Annotated in this window: 37 protein-coding genes; 2 read left to right on the top strand and 35 right to left on the bottom strand. The window is 58.0% G+C overall.

Going from position 1 to position 26132, the window contains the following annotated elements:
• Positions 1 to 11: 11 nt before the first annotated feature.
• Positions 12 to 797, bottom strand: coding sequence for a TSUP family transporter (locus tag CKW35_RS23195; RefSeq protein ID WP_016484669.1), 786 nt, complete (start codon positions 795 to 797; stop codon positions 12 to 14).
• A gap of 31 nt (positions 798 to 828) precedes the next feature.
• Positions 829 to 1854: a TauD/TfdA family dioxygenase gene (locus CKW35_RS23190; protein ID WP_060519291.1), complete on the bottom strand. Its 1026-nt coding sequence runs from the start codon at positions 1852 to 1854 to the stop codon at positions 829 to 831.
• 410 nt (positions 1855 to 2264) lie between these two features.
• Here CKW35_RS23190 and CKW35_RS23185 point away from each other — a divergent pair, with 410 nt between their 5' ends.
• Positions 2265 to 3659: a PLP-dependent aminotransferase family protein gene (locus tag CKW35_RS23185; RefSeq protein ID WP_095116971.1), complete on the top strand. Its 1395-nt coding sequence runs from the start codon at positions 2265 to 2267 to the stop codon at positions 3657 to 3659.
• Between the two features lie 201 nt (positions 3660 to 3860).
• Here the strand turns inward: CKW35_RS23185 and CKW35_RS23180 are convergent, their stop codons facing one another.
• Together CKW35_RS23180 and CKW35_RS23175 are read right to left on the bottom strand one after the other, a co-directional pair.
• A complete protein-coding gene (locus tag CKW35_RS23180) occupies positions 3861 to 4409 on the bottom strand; it encodes a single-stranded DNA-binding protein (protein WP_016484656.1) in 549 nt (182 codons plus the stop codon).
• A 9-nt stretch (positions 4410 to 4418) separates the two neighbouring features.
• Positions 4419 to 5813 (bottom strand): MFS transporter, encoded by a 1395-nt coding sequence (locus CKW35_RS23175; protein ID WP_016484655.1) that lies wholly within the window; start codon positions 5811 to 5813, stop codon positions 4419 to 4421.
• Between the two features lie 129 nt (positions 5814 to 5942).
• Here CKW35_RS23175 and uvrA point away from each other — a divergent pair, with 129 nt between their 5' ends.
• On the top strand, positions 5943 to 8777 hold the full coding sequence (gene uvrA / locus CKW35_RS23170; RefSeq protein ID WP_023048326.1) for an excinuclease ABC subunit UvrA: 2835 nt from the start codon (positions 5943 to 5945) through the stop codon (positions 8775 to 8777).
• A gap of 74 nt (positions 8778 to 8851) precedes the next feature.
• Here uvrA and bfr read toward each other — a convergent pair whose 3' ends face one another.
• From bfr to tuf, 31 genes are all read right to left on the bottom strand, one after another.
• Positions 8852 to 9316 carry a bacterioferritin gene (gene bfr, locus CKW35_RS23165; protein ID WP_003255449.1) on the bottom strand — a complete coding sequence of 155 codons (465 nt, stop codon included), beginning with the start codon at positions 9314 to 9316 and terminating at the stop codon, positions 8852 to 8854.
• A gap of 163 nt (positions 9317 to 9479) precedes the next feature.
• Positions 9480 to 10919, bottom strand: a complete 1440-nt coding sequence (locus tag CKW35_RS23160) for a catalase (protein ID WP_095116969.1) — start codon at positions 10917 to 10919, stop codon at positions 9480 to 9482.
• A gap of 171 nt (positions 10920 to 11090) precedes the next feature.
• A complete protein-coding gene (rplQ, locus tag CKW35_RS23155; RefSeq protein ID WP_003255451.1) occupies positions 11091 to 11477 on the bottom strand; it encodes a 50S ribosomal protein L17 in 387 nt (128 codons plus the stop codon).
• A gap of 42 nt (positions 11478 to 11519) precedes the next feature.
• Positions 11520 to 12521 carry a DNA-directed RNA polymerase subunit alpha gene (gene rpoA / locus CKW35_RS23150; protein ID WP_003255452.1) on the bottom strand — a complete coding sequence of 334 codons (1002 nt, stop codon included), beginning with the start codon at positions 12519 to 12521 and terminating at the stop codon, positions 11520 to 11522.
• A 22-nt stretch (positions 12522 to 12543) separates the two neighbouring features.
• Complete coding sequence (gene rpsD, locus CKW35_RS23145) at positions 12544 to 13164, bottom strand: 30S ribosomal protein S4 (protein WP_012270238.1); 621 nt, start codon at positions 13162 to 13164, stop codon at positions 12544 to 12546.
• A gap of 15 nt (positions 13165 to 13179) precedes the next feature.
• Positions 13180 to 13569 carry a 30S ribosomal protein S11 gene (rpsK, locus tag CKW35_RS23140; protein ID WP_003255454.1) on the bottom strand — a complete coding sequence of 130 codons (390 nt, stop codon included), beginning with the start codon at positions 13567 to 13569 and terminating at the stop codon, positions 13180 to 13182.
• Between the two features lie 18 nt (positions 13570 to 13587).
• Positions 13588 to 13944, bottom strand: coding sequence for a 30S ribosomal protein S13 (gene rpsM, locus CKW35_RS23135; protein WP_003255457.1), 357 nt, complete (start codon positions 13942 to 13944; stop codon positions 13588 to 13590).
• 131 nt (positions 13945 to 14075) lie between these two features.
• Positions 14076 to 14192: a 50S ribosomal protein L36 gene (gene rpmJ / locus CKW35_RS23130; RefSeq protein ID WP_002555468.1), complete on the bottom strand. Its 117-nt coding sequence runs from the start codon at positions 14190 to 14192 to the stop codon at positions 14076 to 14078.
• Between the two features lie 28 nt (positions 14193 to 14220).
• Entirely contained in the window at positions 14221 to 15552 is a 1332-nt protein-coding gene (secY, locus tag CKW35_RS23125; protein ID WP_003257108.1) for a preprotein translocase subunit SecY, read from the bottom strand.
• Positions 15553 to 15987 carry a 50S ribosomal protein L15 gene (gene rplO, locus CKW35_RS23120; protein WP_003255461.1) on the bottom strand — a complete coding sequence of 145 codons (435 nt, stop codon included), beginning with the start codon at positions 15985 to 15987 and terminating at the stop codon, positions 15553 to 15555.
• A 3-nt stretch (positions 15988 to 15990) separates the two neighbouring features.
• Positions 15991 to 16167 carry a 50S ribosomal protein L30 gene (rpmD, locus tag CKW35_RS23115; RefSeq protein WP_016393393.1) on the bottom strand — a complete coding sequence of 59 codons (177 nt, stop codon included), beginning with the start codon at positions 16165 to 16167 and terminating at the stop codon, positions 15991 to 15993.
• A 2-nt stretch (positions 16168 to 16169) separates the two neighbouring features.
• Complete coding sequence (gene rpsE, locus CKW35_RS23110) at positions 16170 to 16670, bottom strand: 30S ribosomal protein S5 (protein ID WP_003255465.1); 501 nt, start codon at positions 16668 to 16670, stop codon at positions 16170 to 16172.
• 3 nt (positions 16671 to 16673) lie between these two features.
• The gene (gene rplR / locus CKW35_RS23105; protein ID WP_003255467.1) at positions 16674 to 17024 is read right to left on the bottom strand and encodes a 50S ribosomal protein L18; all 351 of its coding nucleotides are present in this window, start codon (positions 17022 to 17024) and stop codon (positions 16674 to 16676) included.
• Between the two features lie 10 nt (positions 17025 to 17034).
• Entirely contained in the window at positions 17035 to 17568 is a 534-nt protein-coding gene (gene rplF / locus CKW35_RS23100) for a 50S ribosomal protein L6 (RefSeq protein ID WP_003255469.1), read from the bottom strand.
• 12 nt (positions 17569 to 17580) lie between these two features.
• Positions 17581 to 17973, bottom strand: a complete 393-nt coding sequence (gene rpsH, locus CKW35_RS23095; RefSeq protein ID WP_003255471.1) for a 30S ribosomal protein S8 — start codon at positions 17971 to 17973, stop codon at positions 17581 to 17583.
• Between the two features lie 209 nt (positions 17974 to 18182).
• Complete coding sequence (gene rpsN / locus CKW35_RS23090) at positions 18183 to 18488, bottom strand: 30S ribosomal protein S14 (protein ID WP_009681970.1); 306 nt, start codon at positions 18486 to 18488, stop codon at positions 18183 to 18185.
• Between the two features lie 13 nt (positions 18489 to 18501).
• The gene (gene rplE, locus CKW35_RS23085) at positions 18502 to 19041 is read right to left on the bottom strand and encodes a 50S ribosomal protein L5 (protein WP_003255474.1); all 540 of its coding nucleotides are present in this window, start codon (positions 19039 to 19041) and stop codon (positions 18502 to 18504) included.
• 20 nt (positions 19042 to 19061) lie between these two features.
• On the bottom strand, positions 19062 to 19376 hold the full coding sequence (gene rplX / locus CKW35_RS23080) for a 50S ribosomal protein L24 (RefSeq protein ID WP_003255476.1): 315 nt from the start codon (positions 19374 to 19376) through the stop codon (positions 19062 to 19064).
• A gap of 11 nt (positions 19377 to 19387) precedes the next feature.
• Positions 19388 to 19756: a 50S ribosomal protein L14 gene (gene rplN / locus CKW35_RS23075; RefSeq protein WP_002555479.1), complete on the bottom strand. Its 369-nt coding sequence runs from the start codon at positions 19754 to 19756 to the stop codon at positions 19388 to 19390.
• 23 nt (positions 19757 to 19779) lie between these two features.
• On the bottom strand, positions 19780 to 20046 hold the full coding sequence (gene rpsQ / locus CKW35_RS23070) for a 30S ribosomal protein S17 (protein WP_023534981.1): 267 nt from the start codon (positions 20044 to 20046) through the stop codon (positions 19780 to 19782).
• Positions 20047 to 20048: 2 nt separating this feature from the next.
• The gene (rpmC, locus tag CKW35_RS23065) at positions 20049 to 20240 is read right to left on the bottom strand and encodes a 50S ribosomal protein L29 (protein ID WP_002555481.1); all 192 of its coding nucleotides are present in this window, start codon (positions 20238 to 20240) and stop codon (positions 20049 to 20051) included.
• On the bottom strand, positions 20240 to 20653 hold the full coding sequence (rplP, locus tag CKW35_RS23060) for a 50S ribosomal protein L16 (RefSeq protein WP_003255479.1): 414 nt from the start codon (positions 20651 to 20653) through the stop codon (positions 20240 to 20242). The genes rpmC and rplP overlap by 1 nt, the downstream gene beginning before the upstream one ends.
• A gap of 12 nt (positions 20654 to 20665) precedes the next feature.
• The gene (gene rpsC / locus CKW35_RS23055) at positions 20666 to 21352 is read right to left on the bottom strand and encodes a 30S ribosomal protein S3 (RefSeq protein WP_003255481.1); all 687 of its coding nucleotides are present in this window, start codon (positions 21350 to 21352) and stop codon (positions 20666 to 20668) included.
• A gap of 13 nt (positions 21353 to 21365) precedes the next feature.
• Positions 21366 to 21698, bottom strand: coding sequence for a 50S ribosomal protein L22 (rplV, locus tag CKW35_RS23050; RefSeq protein ID WP_003103908.1), 333 nt, complete (start codon positions 21696 to 21698; stop codon positions 21366 to 21368).
• An 11-nt stretch (positions 21699 to 21709) separates the two neighbouring features.
• Positions 21710 to 21985 carry a 30S ribosomal protein S19 gene (rpsS, locus tag CKW35_RS23045; protein ID WP_003255482.1) on the bottom strand — a complete coding sequence of 92 codons (276 nt, stop codon included), beginning with the start codon at positions 21983 to 21985 and terminating at the stop codon, positions 21710 to 21712.
• A gap of 16 nt (positions 21986 to 22001) precedes the next feature.
• Positions 22002 to 22826, bottom strand: a complete 825-nt coding sequence (gene rplB / locus CKW35_RS23040) for a 50S ribosomal protein L2 (RefSeq protein WP_008089816.1) — start codon at positions 22824 to 22826, stop codon at positions 22002 to 22004.
• Between the two features lie 14 nt (positions 22827 to 22840).
• The gene (gene rplW, locus CKW35_RS23035; RefSeq protein WP_003255484.1) at positions 22841 to 23140 is read right to left on the bottom strand and encodes a 50S ribosomal protein L23; all 300 of its coding nucleotides are present in this window, start codon (positions 23138 to 23140) and stop codon (positions 22841 to 22843) included.
• On the bottom strand, positions 23137 to 23739 hold the full coding sequence (rplD, locus tag CKW35_RS23030; protein WP_003255485.1) for a 50S ribosomal protein L4: 603 nt from the start codon (positions 23737 to 23739) through the stop codon (positions 23137 to 23139). Before rplD ends, rplW begins: the two co-directional genes overlap by 4 nt.
• Before the next feature lie 12 nt (positions 23740 to 23751).
• A complete protein-coding gene (gene rplC, locus CKW35_RS23025) occupies positions 23752 to 24387 on the bottom strand; it encodes a 50S ribosomal protein L3 (protein WP_003257089.1) in 636 nt (211 codons plus the stop codon).
• An 80-nt stretch (positions 24388 to 24467) separates the two neighbouring features.
• Positions 24468 to 24779: a 30S ribosomal protein S10 gene (rpsJ, locus tag CKW35_RS23020; protein ID WP_003186070.1), complete on the bottom strand. Its 312-nt coding sequence runs from the start codon at positions 24777 to 24779 to the stop codon at positions 24468 to 24470.
• Positions 24780 to 24921: 142 nt separating this feature from the next.
• On the bottom strand, positions 24922 to 26115 hold the full coding sequence (gene tuf / locus CKW35_RS23015; protein WP_016484647.1) for an elongation factor Tu: 1194 nt from the start codon (positions 26113 to 26115) through the stop codon (positions 24922 to 24924).
• Between the last annotated feature and the right edge of the window lie 17 nt (positions 26116 to 26132).

Here is a 26132-nt window from a genome sequence, read left to right as displayed (position 1 = left end):
CAGAGGTATTGTCAGACCAGGTACTTCACGCCCAGGCTGGTGAACAGGCACAGCATGGAAAACACCAACACCTTGCGTACCACGTCATTCCCTTTGCGCAGTGCTAATGCACTGCCCATGTGATTGCCGAGGATGTTGCATGCCACCAGCGGCAACGCCAGCAGATAGACAACCTTGCCGGCCATGATGAAGGCGACCAGCGCACCGATATTGGAGGCGAAGTTGAAGGTCTTGGAGTTGGCCGAGCTGGAAACCAGGTCCATGCGCAGCAGGTAGTGAAACGCGATGATGAACATGCTGCCGGTACCTGGGCCGAAGAAGCCGTCGTAAAAGCCGATGGCCAGACAGGTCAAAGGCACGACGGTGTAGAGCATCCGCGCCGACAGCACTCGCTCCTCTATCGGGCGGTCCTTGGGGGTGAGGAAAATCAGAATGCCGAAAGGGATCAATGCAAGGATGATCTTGCCCACGGTTTCCTGAGAGATCGAGACAATCAGGTGCGCTCCCAGGTAGGCGCCGAGCAGTGAGAAAGGTACGCCAACCAGTGCCACCTGCCAGACCATCTTGCTGTTGGCCAGGAAGTTGCGGATCGCGGCCAGCGTACCCAGCGTACTGACCAGTTTTTCCTGCCCCAGCGCTACCTGAGGCGGCATGCCCACCAGCAAAAACCCTGGCACCAGAAACAACCCGCCGCCCCCGGCAATGCTGTCCACAAAGCCCGCGACAAAGGCAATGGCGCCCAGCAGCAGGATCGCCAGCAGCCAGTGTTCCGCCCAGTAAGCGCCTAACAGTTCCATAGCAGTAATTCCGTCGAAAAATGAAGAGAAATCAGGAGAGCACTTCGTAAAGGTGATCGGCCCGGGCAAAGCGCACCCGGTTCAGGTCGTTGACCGCGAACACCCGTAGCAGCCAACGGTCAGCACCGTCGTTCTGCGGCTCGAAACCATCACGGGCATGCAGCACGCGCTGGTTCTTGAAGATCATGAAATCGCCTGGCAGCAGCAGGTGAGGCTCATCGAAACGCCGGGTTTCCAACAGACCGCGCAGGGTGGCCAGGGCCTGCTCGGCTCGCAGGTTCAGCCCGTGGGTGTTCTCGCTGTCGAAGCGGCACAGCCACTCGCCTGAATGGCCGCGCACCAGTACCGGCAACTCAGCGGTGCAACGGCGGTTACCGGTGAACGAATCAGGGCGGCGGATTTCGAACTGCGCTTCGCACAGTTCACGCACGGTGGCCAAGGGCAGCGACGCGATCACTGCGTCAAGGTTGACCAAGGTGGTACTGATACGCGGGTCACAGCGCATACCGAAGAACGACAGGTATTCCGGGCAGCAGGAAACACTACCCAGCGGCTCGGAGGACAATGGCAGGTCCGGATTGTCGACGTGATAGGAGAAGCGCAGCCGCGAGCCATGTGAACTCTTTTGGCTGGATGAAGTACGGGCAGGGATTACATGGCGAAACAGACGCCCGTCATTTTCACCCTCGTAGACAACCGGGTTGATGCCCATCAGATGCTGCATGGTCAGGCTGACAAGACAGGCAATCGGCGTGCTGCGCGGGCTGAGCACACCAGAGTAAGGGGTCGGAGGCACATCGCGATCGCGTGGGCAATTACGCACAATCATGCTGGTCAGTTGCGGATCCTCAACGAAACCCCGGATTTGCTGGCACAGTGCTTTGCCCAGGACCTCTTGCGCCTGCTCCTTCAGTTGCGGGTAAAGCTCTTTGCTGGTTTCGAAATCGAGCGGCGTATTGCTCAGCAAGGTTTGCCACGCGCTGGAGACCACCCAGGGCAGGCGGATTTCCAGTGAGGTTTGAGGCTCGGCTGCTTGTTGCAGGTGTGCGCTTTCCATTTCAGGTGCTATTCCATTGGCCATTCGGTGTCTTGCTATGCCGGGCAGACGCGGCGGTTTTTGAAACCGTTCACACTTGAGCGATACGAGCGAGAGGTGCCGCTCCAGGCACCACCACATTGCATCGACTCAATCATTGTAATTACAAAAATAAACTCGATTCAATTACTTTGATTGGCCGATTGCCACCATCATTGAATCGACTCAATCAACTTATTGATTTCAAAAGATTTCTTTTAGCAGCGCTTTTAACGCGTGATCACGCGCGTGCACACCGGGCCAAGGCGAGCCCGCAGTGATACGCGCCGATTCGCACCAATAGAGTTAATTCACACATCGGAAACGCGATTACCCCGATAAGAGCTTTCGTGCTAGGCTTCCGCGTTCTTGCAGATTCTGGTGCCATTTCCATGTGGGTTCCTCACTACAGCGACCTGGCGCAGCCGGTCTACCTGATGATTGCCGATGCTCTTGAACAGGACATTGGCAATGGCCGTCTGGCGCCAGGCGACCGCCTGCCAACACTCAAAGATCTCGCCGAGTCATTACAGGTGACGCCTGGCACTATCGGACGCGCCTATGACGAAGCCGCCAAAAGGGGTTTGGTGGTTGGCGAGGTTGGTCGGGGGACTTTCGTCCTGCAGCAACGGCCGGCGCGTGCCCCTGCCCCCACCGCATCTTTGCGGCCAGCACCGCCCAAACATGAAAGCGGCCAGATTGACCTTTCGATCATCAAGCCCAACGACGCGCACATGGCCGACTGGCTGCGCAGAGCAATTACCGAGCTGGCCTCATCCCCCGACCTTGACCAAGTGCTCGACTACGTTACTGACGGTGGCCATGCGACGCACAAGCAGGCTGGCGCCAGCTGGATTCAGCGCTGGCTGCCCGACGCTCGCGCGCAACAGGTGGTGCTGACCTCCGGCGCTCAACATGGGCTGCTGGTGGCCATCAGCAGCTTGTCGAAAAGCGATGATGTGATCCTCTGCGAGTCGCTCTGCTACCCCGGCATCATCTCCCTTGCCCACAGCATGGGCCGCCGTTTGCGCGGGGTAGCCATGGACGAGCACGGCCTTATTCCGGAGGCCTTGCGGGCCGCCTGCCAGGAGCACCGGCCGTCGCTGCTGGTATGTGTGACCACTCACCAGAACCCGACCAATTCGGTAATGCCGCACGCGCGTCGCGAGGCTATCGCGCAGATTGCCCGCGAGTTCGACCTGTTCATCGTGGATGACGATATCTACGGTTTCCTCGAACCGGCGCCTGACTACAAACCCTTGGCCGCCTATGCACCTGAGCGCTCGGTGTACCTGACCAGCCTGTCCAAAAGCGTGCTGCCGGCCCTGCGTATCGGCTACCTCTACGCGCCGCCACAAACGCTTTCACGGTTGTCGTCCATGGTGCGCAGCAGCGTCTGGATGCCCTCCCCGCTGATGGCCCAGTTGGCCAGCAACCTGATCAACAGCGGTATGGCCGATCAGCTGGTGCGGGAGCAGCAGGAAGAAGCCGCCGCACGGCAGCACATGGCACAGGAACTCCTGGGCAGGTACAAGATTCGCAGCCAGCCCAACAGTTTCCATATCTGGCTGGAACTCCCTGAACCATGGACCAGCGATGAATTCGCCAACCTGGCGCGCAACAATGGCGTCACCGTGGTCAGCGGCAGCCAGTTTCTGCCTGAGCGCACACCCGCCAGCTGTGGCGTGCGTATCGCCCTGATGACGCCAAGCCGTGCCGAACTCAGCTTTGCCTTGACCAAACTCGCCAGCTTGCTGGATTCATCCGAACCACGGCTTTTCTACTAGCAATGAGCGAGGCTGGAGGGTGCTCACGAATCCGCTGACACGCCGGCGGCATTGGCATCAGTGGCGCAACGCCGAGTCCTCAACATGCAGCTTGGCTACGCGGCGGGGCGCGGCGCTCCCTCAGTATCGGAGGGGGCGCGCATAAAAAAACCCAGGGAAATGCCCTGGGTTTTCGATGTAGCGGACGCGTTACCGGTCGTGTCAGAACGGAATATCGTCATCAAAGCTGTCAAAGTCCGCAGCCGGCTGAGGCGCGGGCTGTTGCGGCGCCGGGCGCTGAGGGGCCTGTTGCGGGCGCTGAGCCTGTTGGCGAGGCGGTGCCTGGTTGTATTGCTGGGGCTGGCCACCCTGGTTGTAGTTGCCGCCACCCTGGTTGTACGGGTCGCCGCCCTGCTGCTGACCCTGTGGACGGCCGCCAAGCAGCTGCATGGTGCCGTTGATGTCGACGATGATCTCGGTGGTGTAGCGCTTGATGCCGTCTTTTTCCCACTCGCGGGTCTGCAGCTTGCCTTCGATGTAGCACTGCGAACCTTTGCGCAGGTACTCGCCGGCGATTTCGGCAACCTTGCCGAACAGCGACACACGGTGCCATTCGGTACGCTCGACCTTCTGGCCCGACTGCTTGTCGGTCCACTGCTCGCTGGTGGCCAGGCTCAGGTTGGTCACGGCGTTACCGTTGGGCAGGTAGCGGACTTCGGGATCCTGGCCACAGGTGCCGACCAGAATGACTTTGTTAACCCCACGGGCCATAACGTTCTCCTAGGCTTCGCACGCCGAAGAGGCCGGGTTAACCAGGCGCTCGAGGGTCGTACGGTCCAAAATTTTCGTATCCAGTTTGATATAGATGGCGGCTTCGTCTTCCACCACAACGGCGTCGGTTACACCCGGCACGGCCATCAGGCGCTCGGTCAGGCCGGCTTCCCGGACTGCCTCTGGCGTCAGCGGCATGCGCAGGCTGGTCACATAGGGCGGCTCGTTCATGCGCAACGCGACGACCAGCCAGATGGCACACAGTACCGCGCAACCGAGGAACACCATGTTCAGCCCGCCGTGCTGGAATAACCAGCCACCGAGGATTCCTCCCAAGGCAGCGCCGAGGAACTGGCTGGTGGAATAAACCCCCATTGCCGTCCCCTTGCCACCGGCAGGCGACACCTTGCTGACCAGCGAAGGCAGCGAAGCCTCCAGCAGGTTGAATGCGGTAAAGAATACCACGGTGCCAATCACCAGTCCGCGCAAACCGTCAGCCCACTCCCAGAAGTATATCTCTGTCAGCAGCAGGACACTGACCGCGCCAGCCAACACGCGTTTCATCTTGCGCTTTTTTTCGCCGTAGATGATGAACGGGACCATTGCAAAAAATGAGATGAACAGCGCGGTCAGGTATACCCACCAGTGCTCCTCCTTGGGCAGCCCCCCGCGCTCGACGAAGGCCAGGGGCAATGCGACGAAGCTGGCCATGAGGATGGCGTGCAGCACGAAGATGCCCAAGTCCAGGCGCAGAAGGTCCGGATGGCGCAGGGTCGGGCCGATGGCCTGGCGTGCCACACCCGACTCACGGTGCTGCAAAATGCTGTGCGTGTTGGGCACGACAAAAGCGACCAGCAGGATGCCGACCAGGGCAAGCCCGGCCGTGGCCAGGAATAATCCTGACAAACCGAAGGCACTTGTCAGCAATGGGCCGACGACCATGGCGACAGCGAACGACAGGCCGATGCTCATGCCGATCATGGCCATGGCCTTGGTCCGGTGTTGCTCGCGGGTGAGGTCGGACAGCAGCGCCATGACTGCGGCAGAAATCGCCCCGGCGCCCTGCAGGATACGCCCGGCGATCACCCCCCAGATGGAGTCGGCCTGTGCCGCCAGCACGCTGCCCAGGGCAAAGATCACCAGCCCCAGGTAAATCACCGGCCGACGGCCGATGCGGTCGGAAATCATGCCGAACGGGATCTGCAGTACCGCCTGGGTCAAGCCATAGGCACCGATGGCCAGGCCGATCAGCGCTGGCGTGGCGCCGGCCAGGTCCATGCCGTAGGTGGCCAGTACCGGCAAGACCATGAACATGCCCAGCATACGAAAGGCAAAGACCAGGGCAAGGCCGCCAGCGGCGCGGGTTTCGCCGCCACTCATGCGCTCGTTGTGGGTGTCGTGCATGGATTAACCTCATGTGAACCGGCGGCGATTCTATCAGTCCGACAGCTTGACGGCATCTACGCGACGCTTTGCCGCGTACTGGCAGGGCGCCGTATACTTCTTTGTTTATGCCCGCCGAGCGAGGCCGCAGTGGACAAGATCCTGATTCGTGGGGCACGTACCCACAACCTGAAGAACATCGACCTGACCCTGCCCCGGGACAAGCTGATCGTGATCACCGGCCTGTCCGGTTCCGGCAAGTCGTCCCTGGCGTTCGACACCTTGTACGCCGAAGGCCAGCGCCGCTACGTGGAATCGTTGTCGGCCTATGCCCGGCAGTTCCTGTCGATGATGGAAAAGCCAGACGTCGACACCATCGAAGGCCTGTCGCCGGCCATTTCCATCGAGCAGAAGTCGACCTCGCACAACCCTCGCTCCACGGTTGGCACCATCACCGAAATCTACGACTACCTGCGCCTGCTATATGCCCGCGTCGGCACGCCACGTTGCCCAGATCACGATATTCCGCTGGAGGCGCAAACGATCAGCCAGATGGTCGACCTGGTGCTGGAGCGCCCGGAAGGCACCAAGCTGATGCTGCTGGCACCGGTCGTGCGCGAGCGCAAAGGTGAGCATCTGGCGGTGTTCGACGAACTGCGCGCCCAGGGCTTTGTGCGGGCCCGGGTAAACGGCAAGCTCTACGAACTTGATGAACTGCCCAAGCTGGACAAGCAGAAGAAGCACAGCATCGATGTGGTAGTGGACCGCTTCAAAGTCCGTGCCGACCTGCAGCAGCGCCTGGCCGAATCGTTCGAGACCGCACTCAAACTGGCCGACGGCATCGCCCTGGTGGCGCCAATGGACGACGAGCAAGGTGAAGAGATGATTTTCTCCGCCCGCTTCGCCTGCCCGGTCTGCGGACATGCCATCAGTGAGCTGGAACCGAAACTGTTCTCCTTCAACAACCCGGCTGGCGCCTGCCCGACCTGTGATGGCCTGGGGGTCAAGCAGTTCTTCGACACCAAGCGCCTGGTCAATGCCGAACTCACCTTGGCCGAAGGCGCCATACGCGGCTGGGACCGGCGCAACGTGTACTACTTCCAGATGCTGGGTTCGCTGGCCGCGCACTACGGCTTCAGCCTGGAGGAACCGTTCGGCGAGCTGTCGGCCGAACACCAGAAGGTCATCCTGCAAGGCAGTGGCAAACAGACTGTCGACTTCAAGTACCTCAACGACCGTGGCGATATCGTCAAGCGCTCGCACCCGTTCGAAGGCATCGTGCCGAACCTGGAGCGCCGCTACCGCGAGACCGAGTCGGCCACCGTGCGCGAGGAACTGGCCAAATTCCTCGGCACCCAGCCCTGCCCGGATTGCCGGGGCACCCGCCTGCGCCGTGAGGCACGCCATGTCTGGGTAGGCGAAAAAACCCTGCCGGCAGTGACCAACCTGCCCATCGGTGAGGCCAGTAGCTACTTTGGCGAACTGACCCTGACCGGGCGCCGCGGTGAGATTGCTTCGAAGATTCTCAAGGAAATCTGCGAACGCCTGCAGTTCCTGGTCAACGTCGGCCTCGACTACCTGACCCTCGACCGCAGCGCCGATACCCTCTCCGGGGGCGAAGCGCAGCGTATCCGCCTGGCCAGCCAGATCGGCGCCGGCCTGGTCGGGGTGATGTACATCCTCGATGAACCGTCTATCGGCCTCCATCAGCGCGATAACGACCGCCTGTTGGCTACCCTAAACCATCTGCGAGACCTGGGTAATACAGTGATCGTGGTGGAGCATGACGAGGACGCCATTCGCCTGGCCGACTACGTGGTCGACATTGGCCCTGGGGCCGGTGTGCACGGTGGGCAGATCGTCGCCGAAGGCACGCCGCAGCAGGTCATGGACCACCCCGACTCATTGACCGGTAAATACCTGTCCGGCCGCAAGAAGATCGTCGTACCCGGCAAGCGCACGCCCCGCAACAAAAAACTGCAGCTCAAGCTCAAGGGCGCGCGCGGCAACAATCTGCAGAACGTCGATCTGGAAATCCCGATCGGCCTGCTGACCTGTGTGACCGGGGTATCCGGCTCGGGCAAGTCGACGCTGATCAACAACACCCTGTTCCCGCTGGCAGCCACTGCCCTCAATGGTGCAAGCACCCTGGAAGCGGCCCCGCACGGCAGCATGGACGGCTTGCAGCACCTGGACAAGGTGGTGGATATCGACCAGAGCCCGATCGGCCGCACCCCGCGCTCGAACCCGGCGACCTACACCGGCATCTTCACGCCGATCCGCGAGCTTTTCTCCGGCGTGCCGGAATCGCGCTCACGCGGCTACGGGCCGGGGCGCTTTTCGTTCAACGTCAAGGGCGGCCGCTGCGAGGCTTGCCAGGGCGACGGCCTGATCAAGGTAGAGATGCACTTCCTGCCGGACATCTACGTGCCATGCGACGTGTGCAAGAGCAAGCGCTACAACCGCGAAACCCTGGAGATCAAGTACAAGGGCAAGAACATCCACGAGGTGCTGGAAATGACCATCGAGGATGCCCGCGAGTTCTTCGACGCAGTACCCGCGCTGGCGCGCAAGCTGCAAACGTTGATGGATGTGGGCCTGTCGTACATCAAACTGGGCCAGTCGGCCACCACGCTGTCTGGCGGTGAAGCGCAGCGGGTGAAGTTGTCACGCGAGCTGTCCAAGCGCGATACCGGCAAGACCCTGTACATCCTCGACGAACCTACCACAGGCCTGCACTTTGCTGATATCCAGCAGTTGCTGGACGTACTGCATCGCCTGCGCGACCACGGCAACACCGTGGTGGTGATCGAGCACAACCTGGATGTGATCAAGACCGCCGACTGGCTGGTGGACCTGGGGCCTGAGGGTGGTTCCAAAGGTGGCCAGATCATTGCCTGCGGTACACCCGAAGAGCTGTGTGAGATGAAACAGTCGTATACCGGGCATTACCTGAAGCCGCTGCTGGCACGTGATCGGGCCTGAATGTTCCCGATGCAATGAAAAGCCCCTGGTACCGTCGGTGCCAGGGGCTTTTTTTTGTTGAAACTGTGGATTAATTACATCTGCGATTGCAGGTAGTTCTCCAGACCAATGGCCTTGATCAGCCCTTGCTGCTTTTCCAGCCAGTAGGTGTGATCTTCCTCGGTGTCAGCCAACTGCGCTCGAAGAATGTCACGGCTGACGTAGTCCTTGTGCAGCTCGCACAGCTCAATGCCTTTGCACAGGGCGCCACGCACCTTGTATTCAAGTTTGAGGTCAGCCTCGATCATTTCCGGCACGGTGCTGCCGACTTCCAGGTCGTCCGCGCGCATGTCAGGGGTGCCTTCGAGCATGAGGATGCGACGCATCAGGGCATCGGCGTGCTGCGTCTCTTCTTCCATCTCGTGATTGATGCGCTCGTAGAGCTTGGAAAGGCCCCAGTCTTCGTACATGCGCGAATGGATGAAATACTGGTCGCGTGCCGCCAGTTCGCCCTTCAGCAGCGTGACGAGATAGTTGATTACGTCTGGGTGGCCTTGCATCGCCATGGTTCTCCATGTGAAAACGTCTATGCCACATAGTGTGAACCAGCTTTTGCCTGCGGTCACTGAAAAAGGCGCAATCCGACGCAAAAAAACGGTTAAACAGTAGTGATATTCATTGAAAAACCGCCCAAATGAGGGCGGTTCTGCTTATCACTTAGAGTCAGGCCAGGTTGATGCCCAACGCCTTGGCAATGCCTTCGCCATAGGCCGGGTCAGCCTTGAAGAAGTACTGCAACTGGCGCTGGATCACGTCTTCGCTGACACCTGCCATGGTCCCGGCGATATTGCTGATCAGCAACGCCTTCTGCCCTTCGCTCATCAGGCGGAACAGCGCGCCGGCATGGCTGAAGTAGTCGGTGTCCTCACGGTGATCGAAACGGTCTGCCGAACCGTTCAGAGCCAGGGGTGGCTCGGCATGGCGTGGTGACTGCTTCGGCGCCTCAGCGTAGCTGTTGGGCTCGTAGTTAGGGGCACTCCCATAGCTTCCCGTGGCCATGGAGCCATCGCGCTGGTAGCTGTTGACTGCGCAGCGTGGCGCATTCACAGGCAAGTGCTGGTGGTTGGTGCCCACACGGTAGCGGTGCGCGTCTGCGTAGGCGAATACACGGCCCTGCAGCATGCGGTCAGGCGACAGGCCAACCCCTGGCACCATGTTGCTCGGCCCGAACGCAGCCTGCTCGACTTCGGCGAAGTAGTTGAGCGGGTTACGGTTGAGCTCCAGCACGCCCACCTCTATCAACGGATAATCCTTCTGCGACCAGGTCTTGGTGACGTCGAAGGGGTTCTCGTCTCGGCTGGCAGCCTCGGCTTCGCTCATCACCTGAATGCATACGGTCCAACGCGGGTAGTCGCCACGTTCAATGGCTTCGAACAGGTCGCGCTGGGCATAGTCCGGGTCAGTACCCGCCAGGCGTGCAGCATCTGCCGGCGCGAGGTTCTTGATGCCTTGCTGGGTCTTGAAATGCCATTTGACCCAGGTACGCTCGCCCTTGGCGTTGATCAAACTGTACGTGTGGCTGCCGAAGCCGTGCATATGCCGATAGCCGTCCGGAATACCACGGTCCGAGAACAGGATGGTGACCTGGTGCAGCGCTTCGGGCGAGTGCGACCAAAAATCCCACATCATCTGGGCGTTCTTCAGGTTGGACTGCGGATGGCGCTTCTGGGTGTGGATAAAGTCGGGGAATTTCAGCGGATCGCGAATAAAGAACACTGGCGTGTTATTACCCACAATGTCCCAGTTGCCTTCTTCGGTGTAGAACTTGACGGCAAAGCCACGAGGGTCGCGTTCGGTGTCTGCAGAGCCACGTTCGCCACCGACAGTGGAGAAGCGCAGAAAGGTTTCTGTTTGCTTGCCGACCTGCTCAAACAGCTTGGCGCAGGTGTAGCGGGTGATGTCGCGATTGACGGTAAAGGTGCCGTAGGCGCCCGAGCCTTTGGCGTGCACACGGCGCTCAGGAATGTTCTCGCGGTTGAAATGGGCGAGCTTCTCGATCAGGTGGAAGTCGTCGAGCAACAACGGGCCTCGCGGGCCGGCGGAACGGGAGTTCTGGTTGTCGGCTACGGGTGCACCGCTGGCGGTGGTAAGAATCTTGCTCATGGGCTCTCCTTATCGGTCTTCAAGCGCCGGCTAATCGGCTTGGAGAGAGTATCGACGAGCAAGGTTACAGGGACAAATTCATTACATGACTTGTATCAATAGAAATTAACAATACAAACAGACACAAAAAACCGGGCACTAGGCCCGGTTCTTTGTAGCAGACAGAACGTCTTACTCAGCAGCTTCTACAGCACCGCCGACCGGACGATCAACCAGCTCGACGTACGCCATAGGCGCGTTGTCGCCAGCGCGGAAACCGCACTTCAGGATGCGCAGGTAGCCGCCCTGACGGGTGGCGTAACGCTTGCCCAGGTCGTTGAACAGTTTGCCAACAGCGGACTTCGAACGGGTACGGTCGAAGGCCAGACGGCGGTTAGCAACGCTGTCTTCCTTGGCCAGGGTGATCAGCGGCTCGGCAACGCGGCGCAGTTCCTTGGCTTTCGGCAGGGTGGTTTTGATCAGCTCGTGCTCGATCAACGACACTGCCATGTTCTGGAACATAGCCTTGCGGTGAGAGCTGGTACGGCTCAGGTGACGTCCACTTTTACGATGACGCATGATTCATTCCTTACCAAACACAACGTTCGGTGATTACGACGATCAGGCGGTCGCCTTGTCGTCTTTCTTAAGACTTGCAGGCGGCCAGTTGTCGAGGCGCATGCCGAGAGACAGACCACGAGAGGCCAGGACGTCCTTGATTTCAGTCAGGGACTTCTTGCCCAGGTTAGGAGTCTTCAACAGCTCTACTTCGGTACGCTGAATCAGGTCGCCGATGTAGTAGATGTTCTCCGCCTTGAGGCAGTTGGCCGAACGTACAGTCAGTTCCAGGTCGTCAACCGGACGCAGCAGGATCGGATCGATCTCGTCTTCCTGCTCGACTACGACAGGCTCACTGTCACCTTTGAGGTCGACGAACGCGGCCAGCTGCTGTTGCAGGATGGTCGCAGCGCGGCGGATAGCCTCTTCAGGATCCAGGGTGCCGTTGGTTTCCAGATCAATGACCAGCTTGTCCAGGTTGGTACGCTGTTCAACACGGGCGTTTTCGACCACATAGGCGATACGACGCACCGGGCTGAACGAAGCGTCCAACTGCAGACGGCCAATGCTACGGCTTTCGTCTTCGTCGGTTTGACGGGAGTCGGCCGGCTCGTAACCGCGACCACGAGCTACAGTGAGCTTCATGTTCAGGGCGCCGTTCGACGCCAGGTTCGCGATTACGTGATCGGGGTTGACGATCTCGACATCGTGATCCAGCTGAATATCGGCAGCGGTAACCACCCCCGAACCCTTTTTCGACAAGGTCAGCGTAACTTCGTCACGACCGTGCAGTTTGATAGCCAGGCCTTTCAGGTTCAACAGGATTTCAATTACGTCTTCCTGTACACCTTCGATCGCGGAGTACTCGTGGAGTACGCCATCGATCTCGGCCTCGACTACTGCACAGCCAGGCATGGAGGACAACAGGATGCGGCGCAGCGCGTTGCCCAGGGTATGGCCGAAACCACGCTCGAGAGGCTCGAGCGTAATCTTGGCGCGGGTCGGACTGACTACCTGCACATCAATGTGGCGGGGAGTCAGGAACTCATTTACCGAAATCTGCATGGATGCACCTATTTTCTAGCCCTTACTTGGAGTAGAGCTCGACAATCAGGTTTTCGTTGATGTCGGCAGACAGGTCGCTGCGAGCAGGAACGTTCTTGAAAACGCCCGACTTTTTAGCAGCATCCACGTCAACCCACTCAACGCGGCCACGCTGGGCGCAGAGTTCAAGGGCTTGAACAATGCGCAGCTGGGCCAGCGACTTCTCGCGGACCGCGACCACGTCACCCGGACGAACTTGGTAGGATGGAATGTTTACAGTCTTACCGTTGACGCTGATCGCTTTGTGCGAAACCAGCTGACGGGATTCGGAACGAGTCGAACCGAAGCCCATACGGTAGACGACGTTATCCAGACGGCACTCGAGCAGTTGCAGCAGGTTCTCACCGGTTGCGCCTTTTTTCGAGGCAGCAGCTTGGTAGTAACCGCGGAACTGACGCTCCAGAACACCGTAGATACGACGAACTTTTTGTTTCTCGCGCAGCTGGGTACCGTAGTCGGACTGACGGCCACGGCGCTGGCCGTGGATACCTGGGGCTGCTTCGATGTTGCACTTCGATTCCAGAGCGCGAACGCCGCTCTTCAGGAACAGATCGGTGCCTTCACGACGAGACAGTTTGCATTTTGGACCAATGTAACGTGCCATTCTTCTGTCTCCTGATTACACGCGACGCTTCTTCGGCGGACGGCACCCGTTATGCGGGATTGGCGTCACGTCGGTGATGCTGGCGATCTTGTAGCCGCAGCTGTTCAGTGCACGAACGGCGGATTCACGACCCGGACCTGGACCCTTGACGTTTACGTCGAGGTTCTTCAGGCCGTATTCCAGCGCAGCTTGACCAGCACGTTCAGCAGCAATCTGGGCTGCGAACGGGGTGGATTTGCGCGAACCACGGAAACCCGAACCACCGGAGGTCGCCCAGGACAAAGCATTGCCCTGACGGTCGGTGATGGTCACGATGGTGTTGTTGAAAGAAGCGTGGATGTGGGCGATGCCATCAACCACTGTCTTTTTGACTTTCTTACGAGGACGAGCAGCAGGTTTTGCCATGTCTATATTCCTGGGCGGTTACTTGCGGATCGGCTTACGCGGGCCCTTACGGGTGCGTGCGTTGGTCTTGGTGCGCTGACCGCGAACCGGCAGACCTTTACGATGACGCAGGCCGCGGTAGCAACCCAGGTCCATCAAGCGCTTGATCTTCATGTTGATGTCACGACGCAGGTCACCTTCGGTGGTGAACTTCGCAACTTCGCCACGCAGGGTTTCGATTTGCTCGTCGCTCAGATCCTTGATCTTAGCGGCTGGGTTTACACCAGCGTCTGCACAGATCTTCTGTGCAGTTGTGCGACCGACACCATAGATGTAGGTCAGCGAGATAACAGTATGCTTGTTATCTGGAATGTTGACGCCTGCAATACGGGCCATTCAGTGGGACTCCAATTGACAGCTACCTACGCCCCGGAAGCCAAGAAATAGGGCGCGAGATAATATCGCTGTAGAAACGAATAATCAACCCAGCAGCACACTAGCTGCTGGGTTTGAAGCGCAGATCACACTCAGCCTTGGCGCTGTTTGTGACGCGGTTCCGCGCTGCAGATCACTCGAACGACGCCTTCGCGACGGATGATCTTGCAGTTGCGGCACAGCTTTTTCACCGATGCACGAACTTTCATTACCGACTCCTCGAACCTTAGGGGCGTATCAGCGCAGCAGACCGCTGCCACCGTAGCCTTTCAGGTTGGCTTTCTTCATCAGGGATTCGTACTGGTGCGAAACGAGGTGCGATTGTACTTGGGACATGAAGTCCATCACAACCACTACCACAATCAGCAACGAGGTCCCGCCAAGGTAGAACGGCACATTTGCTGCCACCACCAGGAACTGGGGCAGAAGGCAGACGGCCATCATGTAAAGAGCACCGAACATGGTCAAACGGGTCAGAACGCCATCAATGTAGCGCGCAGACTGCTCACCAGGACGGATACCCGGAATAAAGGCACCGGACTTCTTCAGGTTTTCCGCTACGTCTTTCGGGTTGAACATCAACGCTGTGTAGAAGAAGCAGAAGAAAATGATCCCTGCACTAAACAGCAAAATGTTCAACGGCTGACCAGGAGCGATCGACTGCGAGATGTCCTGCAGCCAGCCCATACCTTCGGACTGACCGAACCAGGCACCCAGCGAAGCCGGGAACAGCAAAATGCTGCTGGCGAAAATGGCCGGGATAACCCCCGCCATGTTCACCTTCAACGGCAAGTGGCTGGTCTGCGCAGCAAAGACCTTGCGGCCCTGCTGACGCTTGGCGTAGTGAACAGCGATACGACGCTGACCACGCTCAATGAACACCACAAAACCGATAATCGCTACTGCCAGCAAACCGATAGCGACCAGGGCGAAAATGTTGATATCGCCTGTGCGTGCAGACTCGAAAGACTGCCCGATTGCTCTCGGAAGACCGGCAACGATACCTGCGAAGATCAACATCGAGATACCGTTGCCCACACCGCGCTCGGTGATCTGCTCGCCCAGCCACATCATGAACATCGCGCCTGCCACGAACGTGGAGACGGCAACGACATGGAAGCCCAGGCCCACAGAAAACGCCACGCCCTGGTTGGCCAGGCCAATGGACATGCCAATGGCTTGAACCAGTGCCAGGATAACGGTGCCGTAGCGGGTGTACTGGCTGATCTTGCGACGGCCAGCTTCACCTTCCTTCTTCAACTGCTCCAGTTGCGGGCTGACCGCCGTCATCAGCTGCATGATGATCGATGCCGAAATGTACGGCATGATCCCCAGTGCAAAGATGCTCATGCGCTCAAGCGCGCCACCGGAAAACATGTTGAACAAGCTAAGAATGGTCCCCTCATTCTGCCGAAACAGATCCGCCAGACGGTCCGGATTGATGCCTGGAACCGGGATATGTGCACCTATCCGATAGACGATAATCGCCATGAACAGAAAGCGCAGACGAGCCCAGAGTTCCGACATCCCGCCCTTACCGAGCGAAGAGAGAGCACCTTGCTTAGCCATTTATTCCTCGAATTTGCCGCCAGCTGCTTCGATAGCCGCACGCGCACCCTTGGTGGCTGCGATGCCCTTGATGGTGACTGCGCGAGTAACTTCGCCAGACAGCATGATTTTCACACGCTGAATGTGCTGGTTGATCACGTTGGCATCCTTCAAGGATTGCACGGAGATCACGTCGCCTTCCACTTTGGCCAGCTCGGACAGACGCACTTCGGCGCGATCCATGGCTTTCAGGGAAACGAAGCCGAATTTCGGCAGACGACGGTGCAGCGGCTGTTGACCGCCTTCGAAGCCCGGAGCGATCGAACCACCCGAACGGGAGGTCTGACCTTTGTGGCCACGGCCGCCGGTTTTACCCAGACCGCTACCGATACCACGACCCGGACGATGCTTCTCGCGACGGGAACCCGGCGCTGGACTCAGATCATTGAGTTTCATCGATTAACCCTCGACGCGCAGCATGTAGTAAGCCTTGTTGATCATCCCGCGATTCTCGGGAGTATCCTGGACTTCTACAGTGTGACCGATGCGACGCAGACCCAGGCCCTTAACACACAGTTTGTGGTTAGGCAGACGGCCCGAGACGCTCTTGATCAGCGTTACTTTTACGGTTGCCATGATTAGAAGATCTCCTCGACGCTCTTGCCGCGCTTGGCAGCAATGGATTCAGGAGATTGCATGGCTTTCAGACCCTTGAAAGTGGCGTAAACCACGTTCACTGGGTTGGTCGAACCGTAGCACTTGGCCAGAACGTTCTGAACGCCAGCAACTTCCAGGACAGCACGCATTGCGCCACCGGCGATGATACCGGTACCTTCCGAGGCAGGCTGCATGTAAACCTTCGAGGCGCCGTGGGCAGCCTTGGTGGCGTACTGCAGGGTGGTGCCCTTCAGGTCAACCTGGATCATGTTGCGGCGAGCAGCTTCCATGGCTTTCTGAATCGCAGCAGGTACTTCGCGCGATTTGCCACGGCCGAAGCCGACACGACCTTTACCATCACCTACCACGGTCAACGCGGTGAAGGTGAAGATACGGCCGCCTTTTACGGTCTTGGCAACGCGGTTAACCTGAACCAGCTTCTCGATGTAGCCTTCGTCGCGCTTTTGATCGTTATTTGCCATAACTTAGAACTCCAGCCCGCCTTCACGAGCAGCATCAGCCAGCGCTTTGACGCGGCCATGGTACTTGAAGCCGGAACGGTCAAAGGCAACTTGAGATACACCGGCGGCTTTCGCACGCTCAGCTACCAGCTTGCCAACCTTAGTGGCCGCGTCGATGTTGCCAGTGGCGCCATCACGCAGGTCTTTGTCCAAGGTCGAGGCGCTTGCCAGAACCTTGCTGCCGTCGGCCGAAATGACCTGGGCGTAGATGTGCTGCGAGGAGCGGAACACGCACAGGCGCACGACTTCGAGTTCGTGCATCTTGAGACGTGCTTTGCGAGCGCGACGCAGTCGAATAACTTTTTTGTCGGTCATTTACTAGGCCCTACTTCTTCTTGGCTTCTTTACGACGGACTACTTCGTCCGCGTAACGCACACCTTTGCCTTTGTAAGGCTCTGGCGGACGGAAGTCGCGGATTTCAGCGGCCACCTGACCTACCAGCTGCTTGTCGATACCCTTGATCAGGATGTCGGTCTGGCTAGGCGTTTCAGCGGTGATACCGGCTGGCAGTTCGTAGTCCACTGGGTGCGAGAAGCCCAGGGCCAGGTTCAGGACGGTGCCTTTAGCCTGTGCCTTGTAACCAACACCGACCAGCTGGAGCTTACGCTCGAAGCCTTGGCTTACGCCCTGGACCATGTTGTTCACCAGAGCGCGGGTGGTACCGGCCATGGCACGAGCTTGCTGGTCACCATTGCGAGCAACGAAACGCAGCTCACCAGACTCTTCGGTAACTTCAACAGACGAGTGAACGTTCAGTTCGAGAGTGCCCTTGGCACCCTTCACCGAAAGCTGCTGACCTGCGAATTTGACTTCGACACCGGACGGCAGCTTAACGGGGTTCTTAGCGACGCGAGACATGTCTATCCCCCCTTAGAACACTGTGCACAGAACTTCGCCGCCGACACCGGCAGCGCGCGCAGCGCGATCAGTCATCACACCTTTGTTGGTGGAGACAATAGACACGCCCAGACCGCCACGTACTTTCGGCAGATCGGTGACGGCCTTGTACTGGCGCAGGCCTGGACGGCTGGAGCGCTTCAGTTCCTCGATGACCGGACGGCCTTCGAAGTACTTCAGTTCGATCGACAGGGAAGGCTTGGCTTCACCAGTTACCTGGTAGCCAGCGATGTAACCTTCGTCCTTCAGAACTTTGGCAACCGCGACCTTCAGGGTAGAAGAAGGCATGCTTACGACGGACTTTTCAGCCATCTGGGCATTACGGATGCGAGTTAGCATGTCCGCTAACGGGTCCTGCATACTCATGGGCTAGATGCTCCTGATACAAGAATTATTAGCCTTGCGGCTATGACAACCACCTGAGCGGATTGGGTAAAAAACCCAGGCTCGGGTGAGCCGGTCATTCTAGACACAAGGCAGAAACGAAACAAGCCCCATATAGGGGCTTGTTTCTTGGCGAGATCACCGGCGGTCGGAAGATTGCTCCCCTTGCGCCGGCATCACACCGACAGCGATTACCAGGAGGCCTTGACCAGACCTGGTACGTCGCCGCGCATTGCAGCTTGACGCAGCATGTTACGGCCCAGGCCGAACTTACGGTATACACCGTGAGGACGACCGGTCAGGCGGCAACGGTTGCGCAGGCGCGAGGCGCTAGCGTCGCGTGGCTGCTTCTGCAGAGCGACAACGGCAGCGAAACGCTCTTCTGGAGAGGCGTTAACGTTGACGATGGTCGCTTTCAGCTCAGCACGCTTCTTAGCGAACTTGGCTACCGTCAGCTGACGCTTCAGCTCACGGTTTTTCATGCTCTTCTTGGCCATTTTCCTACTCCAATCAGTTGCGGAACGGGAACTTGAAAGCACGCAGCAGAGCGCGGCCTTCGTCGTCCGAACGAGCAGTGGTGGTCAGGGTGATGTCCAAACCGCGCAGAGCATCGATCTTGTCGTAATCGATTTCCGGGAAGATGATCTGCTCTTTCACGCCCATGCTGTAGTTGCCACGGCCATCGAAGGACTTGGCATTCAGGCCGCGGAAGTCGCGAACCCGAGGCAGGGAGATCGCCAGCAGGCGGTCCAGGAATTCGTACATCTTGTCGCTACGCAGGGTCACCTTGACACCGATCGGCCATCCTTCGCGGACTTTGAAGCCAGCGATGGATTTACGAGCGAAAGTCACGACCGGCTTTTGACCGGTGATCTTTTCCAGGTCAGCTACTGCGTGCTCGATGACTTTCTTGTCGCCGATCGCTTCGCCCAGACCCATGTTCAGGGTGATTTTGGTAACGCGCGGAACTTCCATCACGTTCGACAGCTTAAGTTCTTCCTTAAGCTTAGGAGCGATTTCGTTCCGGTAAATCTCTTTCAGTCGTGCCATGGTCTTCTACCTAGCAGTGTTCAAGCATCAACCGCTTTTTGGGTCGACTTGAAGACACGAATTTTCTTACCGTCTTCTACTTTGAAACCAACGCGGTCAGCCTTGTTGGTTTCGCCGTTGAAGATGGCAACGTTGGAAGCGTGCAGAGGCGCTTCTTTCTCGACGATACCGCCCTGAACGCCCGCCATCGGGTTAGGCTTGGTATGACGCTTGACCAGGTTCACGCCACCGATGACCAGACGGTCATCAGCCAGAACCTTCAGCACCTTACCGCGCTTACCTTTGTCTTTGCCGGCGATCACGATGATCTCGTCGTCACGACGAATCTTTTGCATGTCGGATCTCCTTACAGCACTTCAGGGGCGAGCGAGACGATCTTCATGAACTTCTCAGTACGAAGTTCACGGGTCACTGGCCCGAAGATGCGAGTGCCGATCGGCTCTTGCTTGTTGTTCAGCAGAACAGCAGCGTTGCCGTCGAAACGAATGATGGAACCGTCAGCGCGACGAACACCGTGACGGGTGCGCACGACAACAGCGGTCATCACTTGGCCTTTTTTGACCTTACCGCGCGGAATTGCTTCCTTGACAGTAACCTTGATGATGTCACCGATGCCGGCGTAACGACGGTGCGAGCCGCCGAGCACCTTGATGCACATGACGCGACGAGCGCCGCTGTTATCGGCCACATCGAGCATGGATTGAGTCTGAATCATAAAATTTCTCCGACCCCTAGCCCTTAGACTTCAACAGCGCGTTCGAGGACTTCAACCAGTGCCCAGGACTTGGTCTTGGCCAGCGGACGGGTTTCGGTAATCGAAACCTTGTCGCCGATCTTGCACTGGTTGGTTTCGTCGTGCGCGTGCAGCTTAGTCGAACGCTTAACGTATTTACCGTAGATCGGGTGCTTTACGCGACGCTCGATCAGAACGGTGATGGTCTTGTCCATTTTGTCGCTGACGACACGGCCAGTCAGCGTACGGACGGTTTTTTCAGCTTCAGCCATGATCACTTACCTGCCTGCTGGTTGAGCACAGTTTTCACGCGAGCAATGTCACGCTTAACTTGCGAGAGCAGGTGCGACTGCCCCAACTGGCCAGTTGCTTTCTGCATACGCAGATTGAACTGGTCACGCAGCAAGCCGAGCAGTTGCTCGTTCAGCTGCTGTGCCGATTTTTCACGAAGTTCATTCGCTTTCATCACATCACCGTCCGCTTAACAAAGGAGGTGGCGAGAGGCAGCTTTGCAGCAGCCAGGGCGAAAGCTTCGCGCGCCAGCTCTTCAGAAACACCCTCGATCTCGTACAGGACTTTGCCTGGCTGGATCTGGGCAACCCAGTATTCCACGGAGCCCTTACCTTTACCCATACGAACCTCGAGAGGCTTCTTGGAGATCGGCTTGTCCGGGAACACACGGATCCAGATCTTGCCGCCACGTTTAACGTGACGGGTCAGCGCACGACGTGCGGACTCGATCTGGCGAGCGGTGAGGCGACCGCGAGCAACAGCTTTCAGGGCGAATTCGCCGAAGCTGACCTTGCTACCGCGCAGTGCCAGACCACGGTTGTGGCCGGTCATCTGCTTGCGGAATTTTGTACGCTTTGGTTGCAACATTTGGCGTACCCCTTACTTAGCAGCTTTTTTACGAGGCGCTGGTGCTTGTGGTTTCAGTTCTTCTTGGCGACCACCAATAACTTCGCCTTTGAAGATCCAAACCTTCACACCGATCACACCGTAAGTGGTGTGAGCTTCGTAGGTGTTGTAGTCGATATCGGCACGCAGGGTGTGCAGAGGCACACGACCTTCGCGATACCACTCGGTACGAGCAATCTCGGCACCGCCGAGACGACCGCTCACCTGGATCTTGATGCCCTTGGCACCAATACGCATGGCGTTCTGTACGGCGCGCTTCATGGCGCGACGGAACATTACGCGGCGTTCCAGCTGCTGAGCTACGCTCTGCGCAACCAGCATAGCGTCGAGTTCCGGCTTGCGGATCTCTTCGATGTTGATGTGCACAGGCACACCCATCTGCTTGGTCAGGTCCTGACGCAGCTTCTCAACATCTTCACCTTTCTTACCGATAACGATACCGGGACGAGCGGTGTGGATGGTGATGCGTGCAGTTTGAGCCGGACGATGAATATCGATACGGCTTACGGACGCGCTTTTTAGTTTGTCTTGGAGGTACTCACGCGTTTTCAGATCCTTCAACAGGTAATCTGCGTAAGTAGCACCGTCTGCGTACCAGACGGAGGTGTGCTCCTTGACGATTCCCAGGCGAATGCCAGTGGGATGTACTTTCTGACCCATCTGATCGACTCCGTTACTTGTCCGCAACCTTGACAGTGATATGGCAAGACCGCTTGACGATGCGATCAGCACGGCCTTTGGCACGTGGCATGATACGCTTCAGCGAACGCCCTTCGTTGACGAAGACGGTGGAGACCTTCAGGTCATCAACGTCTGCGCCTTCGTTGTGTTCGGCGTTGGCTACGGCCGACTCGAGGACTTTCTTCATGATTTCAGCGGCTTTTTTGCTGCTGAAGGCCAACAGGTTGAGCGCTTCGCCCACCTTCTTCCCGCGGATCTGGTCGGCGACCAAGCGGGCTTTCTGGGCGGAGATGCGAGCGCCCGACAACTTAGCGGCTACTTCCATTTCCTTACCCCTTAACGCTTGGCTTTCTTGTCAGCCACGTGCCCGCGATAGGTGCGGGTACCGGCGAACTCGCCCAGTTTGTGGCCGACCATGTCTTCGTTCACGAGAACTGGAACATGCTGGCGACCGTTGTGAACCGCGATGGTCAGACCGACCATTTGTGGCAGGATCATCGAGCGACGCGACCAGGTTTTAACTGGCTTGCGATCGTTCTTCTCCACCGCCACTTCGACCTTCTTCAACAGGTGAAGATCGATAAAAGGACCTTTTTTCAGAGAACGTGGCACTGTCGTATCCCTCTAGTTACTTGCGACGACGGACGATCATGTTGTCGGTACGCTTATTACCACGGGTTTTAGCACCCTTGGTTGGGAAGCCCCATGGCGATACCGGATGACGACCACCGGAGGTACGACCTTCACCACCACCATGTGGGTGGTCAACCGGGTTCATGGCAACACCACGAACGGTTGGGCGAACGCCGCGCCAGCGTTTGGCACCCGCTTTACCCAGCGAACGCAGGCTGTGCTCGGAGTTCGAGACTTCGCCCAGGGTCGCACGGCACTCAGCCAGTACTTTACGCATTTCACCGGAACGCAGACGCAGAGTCACGTATACGCCGTCACGAGCGATCAGCTGAGCCGAAGCACCAGCGGAACGAGCGATCTGAGCACCTTTACCCGGCTTCAGTTCGACGCCGTGAATGGTGCTACCTACTGGGATGTTGCGCAGCTGCAGGGAGTTACCGGCCTTGATTGGGGCCAGGGCACCTGCGATCAGCTGGTCGCCAGCGCTCACGCCTTTAGGGGCGATGATGTAGCGACGCTCACCGTCTGCGTAGCACAGCAGGGCGATGTGAGCAGTACGGTTCGGGTCGTATTCGATACGCTCGACAGTGGCTGGAATGCCATCTTTGTCGTTGCGACGGAAGTCAACCAGACGGTAATGCTGCTTATGACCACCACCAACGTGACGAGTGGTAATGCGGCCATTGTTGTTACGACCACCAGACTTCGATTTCTTCTCGAGCAGCGGTGCGTGAGGAGCGCCTTTGTGCAGCTCCTTGTTGACCACCTTGACCACGAAACGGCGGCCAGGGGAAGTCGGTTTGCATTTAACGATTGCCATGATGCACCCCTTCCTTACTCAGCACTGCTGCTGAAATCGAGATCTTGGCCTGGCTGAAGGGAGACGATCGCCTTCTTCCAGTCATTACGCTTGCCCAGACCACGTGCGGTACGCTTGGTTTTACCCAGAACGTTAACAGTCGACACGTTTTCAACTTTTACGTTGAACAGGCCTTCGACAGCTTTCTTGATTTCCAGCTTGGTTGCATCGGTAGCAACCTTGAATACGAACTGGCCTTTTTTCTCAGCCAGAACGGTAGCCTTCTCGGAAACGTGCGGGCCAAGGAGGACTTTAAATACGCGTTCCTGGTTCATCCCAGCAGCTCCTCGAATTTCTTCACGGCCGAGACAGTGATCAACACTTTCTCGTATGCGATCAGACTGACCGGGTCGGAACCTTGTACGTCACGTACGTCGACGTGCGGCAGGTTGCGAGCAGCCAGGTACAGGTTCTGATCAACAGCGTCGGAAACGATCAGTACGTCGCTCAGACCCATGCCGTTCAGCTTGTTCAGCAGATCTTTGGTTTTCGGTGCTTCAACAGCGAAGTCCTGAACCACGACCAGACGGTCGCTACGCACCAGCTCAGCGAGGATGGAGCGCAGAGCTGCGCGATACATCTTCTTGTTGAGCTTTTGCGAGTGATCTTGAGGGCGAGCTGCGAAGGTTACACCACCGCCACGCCAGATCGGACCACGAGTGGTACCAGCACGAGCACGGCCAGTACCCTTCTGACGCCATGGGCGCTTACCGCCACCAGCCACGTCGGAACGGGTCTTTTGCTGCTTGGTGCCCTGACGGCCGCCGGCCATGTAGGCCACGACTGCTTGGTGTACCAGCGTCTCGTTGAATTCGCCACCGAAAGTCAGTTCGGAAACTTCGATCGCCTGAGCGTCATTTACATTGAGTTGCATGTCAGTTTCCCCTTAACCGCGAGCCTTGACAGCTGGACGTACAACCACGTCGCCGCCAGTAGCGCCAGGAACGGCACCCTTGACGAGCAGCAGGTTGCGTTCAGCGTCTACGCGAACTACTTCCAGGGACTGAACAGTCACGCGCTCGGCGCCCATGTGACCGGACATTTTCTTGCCCTTGAACACACGACCAGGAGTCTGGCACTGGCCGATGGAACCAGGCACACGGTGCGACACGGAGTTACCGTGGGTGTTGTCCTGACCACGGAAGTTCCAGCGCTTGATGGTACCGGCGAAGCCTTTACCTTTGGACTGACCAGTAACGTCTACCAGCTGGCCTGCAGTGAAGAGTTCAGCTTTGATCAGATCGCCAGCCTGGAAATCGCCTTCTTCAAGACGGAACTCCCAAACACCGCGACCAGCGGCAACGTTAGCTTTGGCGAAGTGGCCTGCCTGAGCGGCAGTCACACGCGAAGCACGACGCTCGCCGACAGTGACTTGCACTGCACGGTAGCCATCGGTTTCCTCAGTTTTGAACTGGGTGACGCGATTCGGCTCGATCTCAATGACCGTGACCGGAATGGAGACACCTTCTTCGGTGAAAATGCGGGTCATACCGCATTTGCGACCGATTACACCAATAGTCATGTTGTAAACCTCATGAGTGTACGGGGCTTTCACCCGCTATGGCCGCCCATTTCAGAGCGTTACACGACTAGACCGAAGTCTTAGCCGAGGCTGATCTGAACTTCCACACCTGCCGCCAGATCAAGCTTCATCAGCGCGTCAACGGTTTTATCCGTTGGCTGGACGATGTCCAGAACACGCTTATGAGTGCGAATCTCGTACTGGTCACGCGCGTCTTTGTTGACGTGCGGGGAGACCAGAACGGTGAAACGCTCTTTGCGGGTAGGCAGTGGAATCGGACCACGCACTTGTGCACCAGTACGTTTCGCGGTTTCCACGATTTCCTGGGTGGATTGGTCGATCAGGCGATGGTCGAAAGCCTTCAACCTGATACGGATTTGCTGATTTTGCATTGGATTTCAGACTCCAGGCTGTTCCCAACGGACGCACTACGCCCGCTAAAAGGAGGCGTGATTCTATAGACGCCCCAATTTAGTGTCAACCCAATAAAAAAAGCCCCCGCTGAGCGGAGGCCTTTTTCAATCGGTCGAGTGATTACTCGATGATTTTGGCTACGACGCCGGCGCCGACGGTACGACCGCCTTCACGGATAGCGAAGCGCAGACCGTCTTCCATTGCGATGGTCTTGATCAGGGTAACAGTCATCTGAATGTTGTCACCTGGCATTACCATTTCAACGCCTTCCGGCAGTTCGCAGTTACCGGTCACGTCAGTGGTACGGAAGTAGAACTGAGGACGGTAGCCTTTGAAGAACGGAGTGTGACGACCGCCTTCTTCCTTCGACAGGACGTAGACTTCTGCGGTGAACTTGGTGTGCGGCTTGACCGAACCTGGCTTGACCAGAACCTGGCCACGCTCAACGTCGTCACGCTTGGTACCACGCAGCAGAACGCCGCAGTTCTCGCCAGCACGACCTTCGTCCAGCAGCTTGCGGAACATCTCAACACCGGTGCAGGTGGTGGTGGTGGTGTCACGCAGACCAACGATTTCCAGCGGATCCTGAACGCGGACGATACCACGCTCGATACGACCGGTAACAACGGTACCACGACCCGAGATCGAGAATACGTCTTCGATTGGCATCAGGAACGGCTTGTCGATAGCACGCTCTGGCTCTGGGATGTAGCTGTCCAGAGTTTCAACCAGCTTCTTGACGGCGGAGGTGCCCATCTCGTTGTCGTCTTTGCCTTCCAGCGCCATACGAGCCGAACCGATGATGATCGGGGTGTCGTCGCCTGGGAAGTCATAGGTGGACAGCAGGTCGCGAACTTCCATCTCGACCAGTTCCAGCAGCTCAGCGTCGTCTACCAGGTCAGCCTTGTTCAGGAAGACCACGATGTACGGAACGCCAACCTGACGGGACAGCAGGATGTGCTCACGGGTTTGTGGCATCGGACCATCGGCGGCCGAGCAAACCAGGATCGCGCCGTCCATCTGGGCAGCACCGGTGATCATGTTCTTCACGTAGTCAGCGTGACCTGGGCAGTCAACGTGAGCGTAGTGACGAATGTTCGAGTTGTACTCGACGTGAGCGGTGTTGATGGTGATACCGCGCGCTTTTTCTTCCGGAGCCGAGTCGATCTTGTCGAACTCAACGACTGCCGAACCGAAAACTTCGGAGCAGACGCGAGTCAGAGCTGCGGTCAGAGTGGTCTTACCGTGGTCAACGTGGCCGATAGTGCCGACGTTAACGTGGGGAAGGGAACGATCAAATTTTTCTTTAGCCACGACAGTGAACCTCTTGC

It is taken from the genome of Pseudomonas sp. Irchel 3F3, assembly GCF_900187545.1.
Lineage (GTDB): Bacteria > Pseudomonadota > Gammaproteobacteria > Pseudomonadales > Pseudomonadaceae > Aquipseudomonas > Aquipseudomonas fortuita.
Note: the sequence above shows the minus strand (reverse complement) of the source record. Positions and strands in the feature narration are given on the sequence as shown.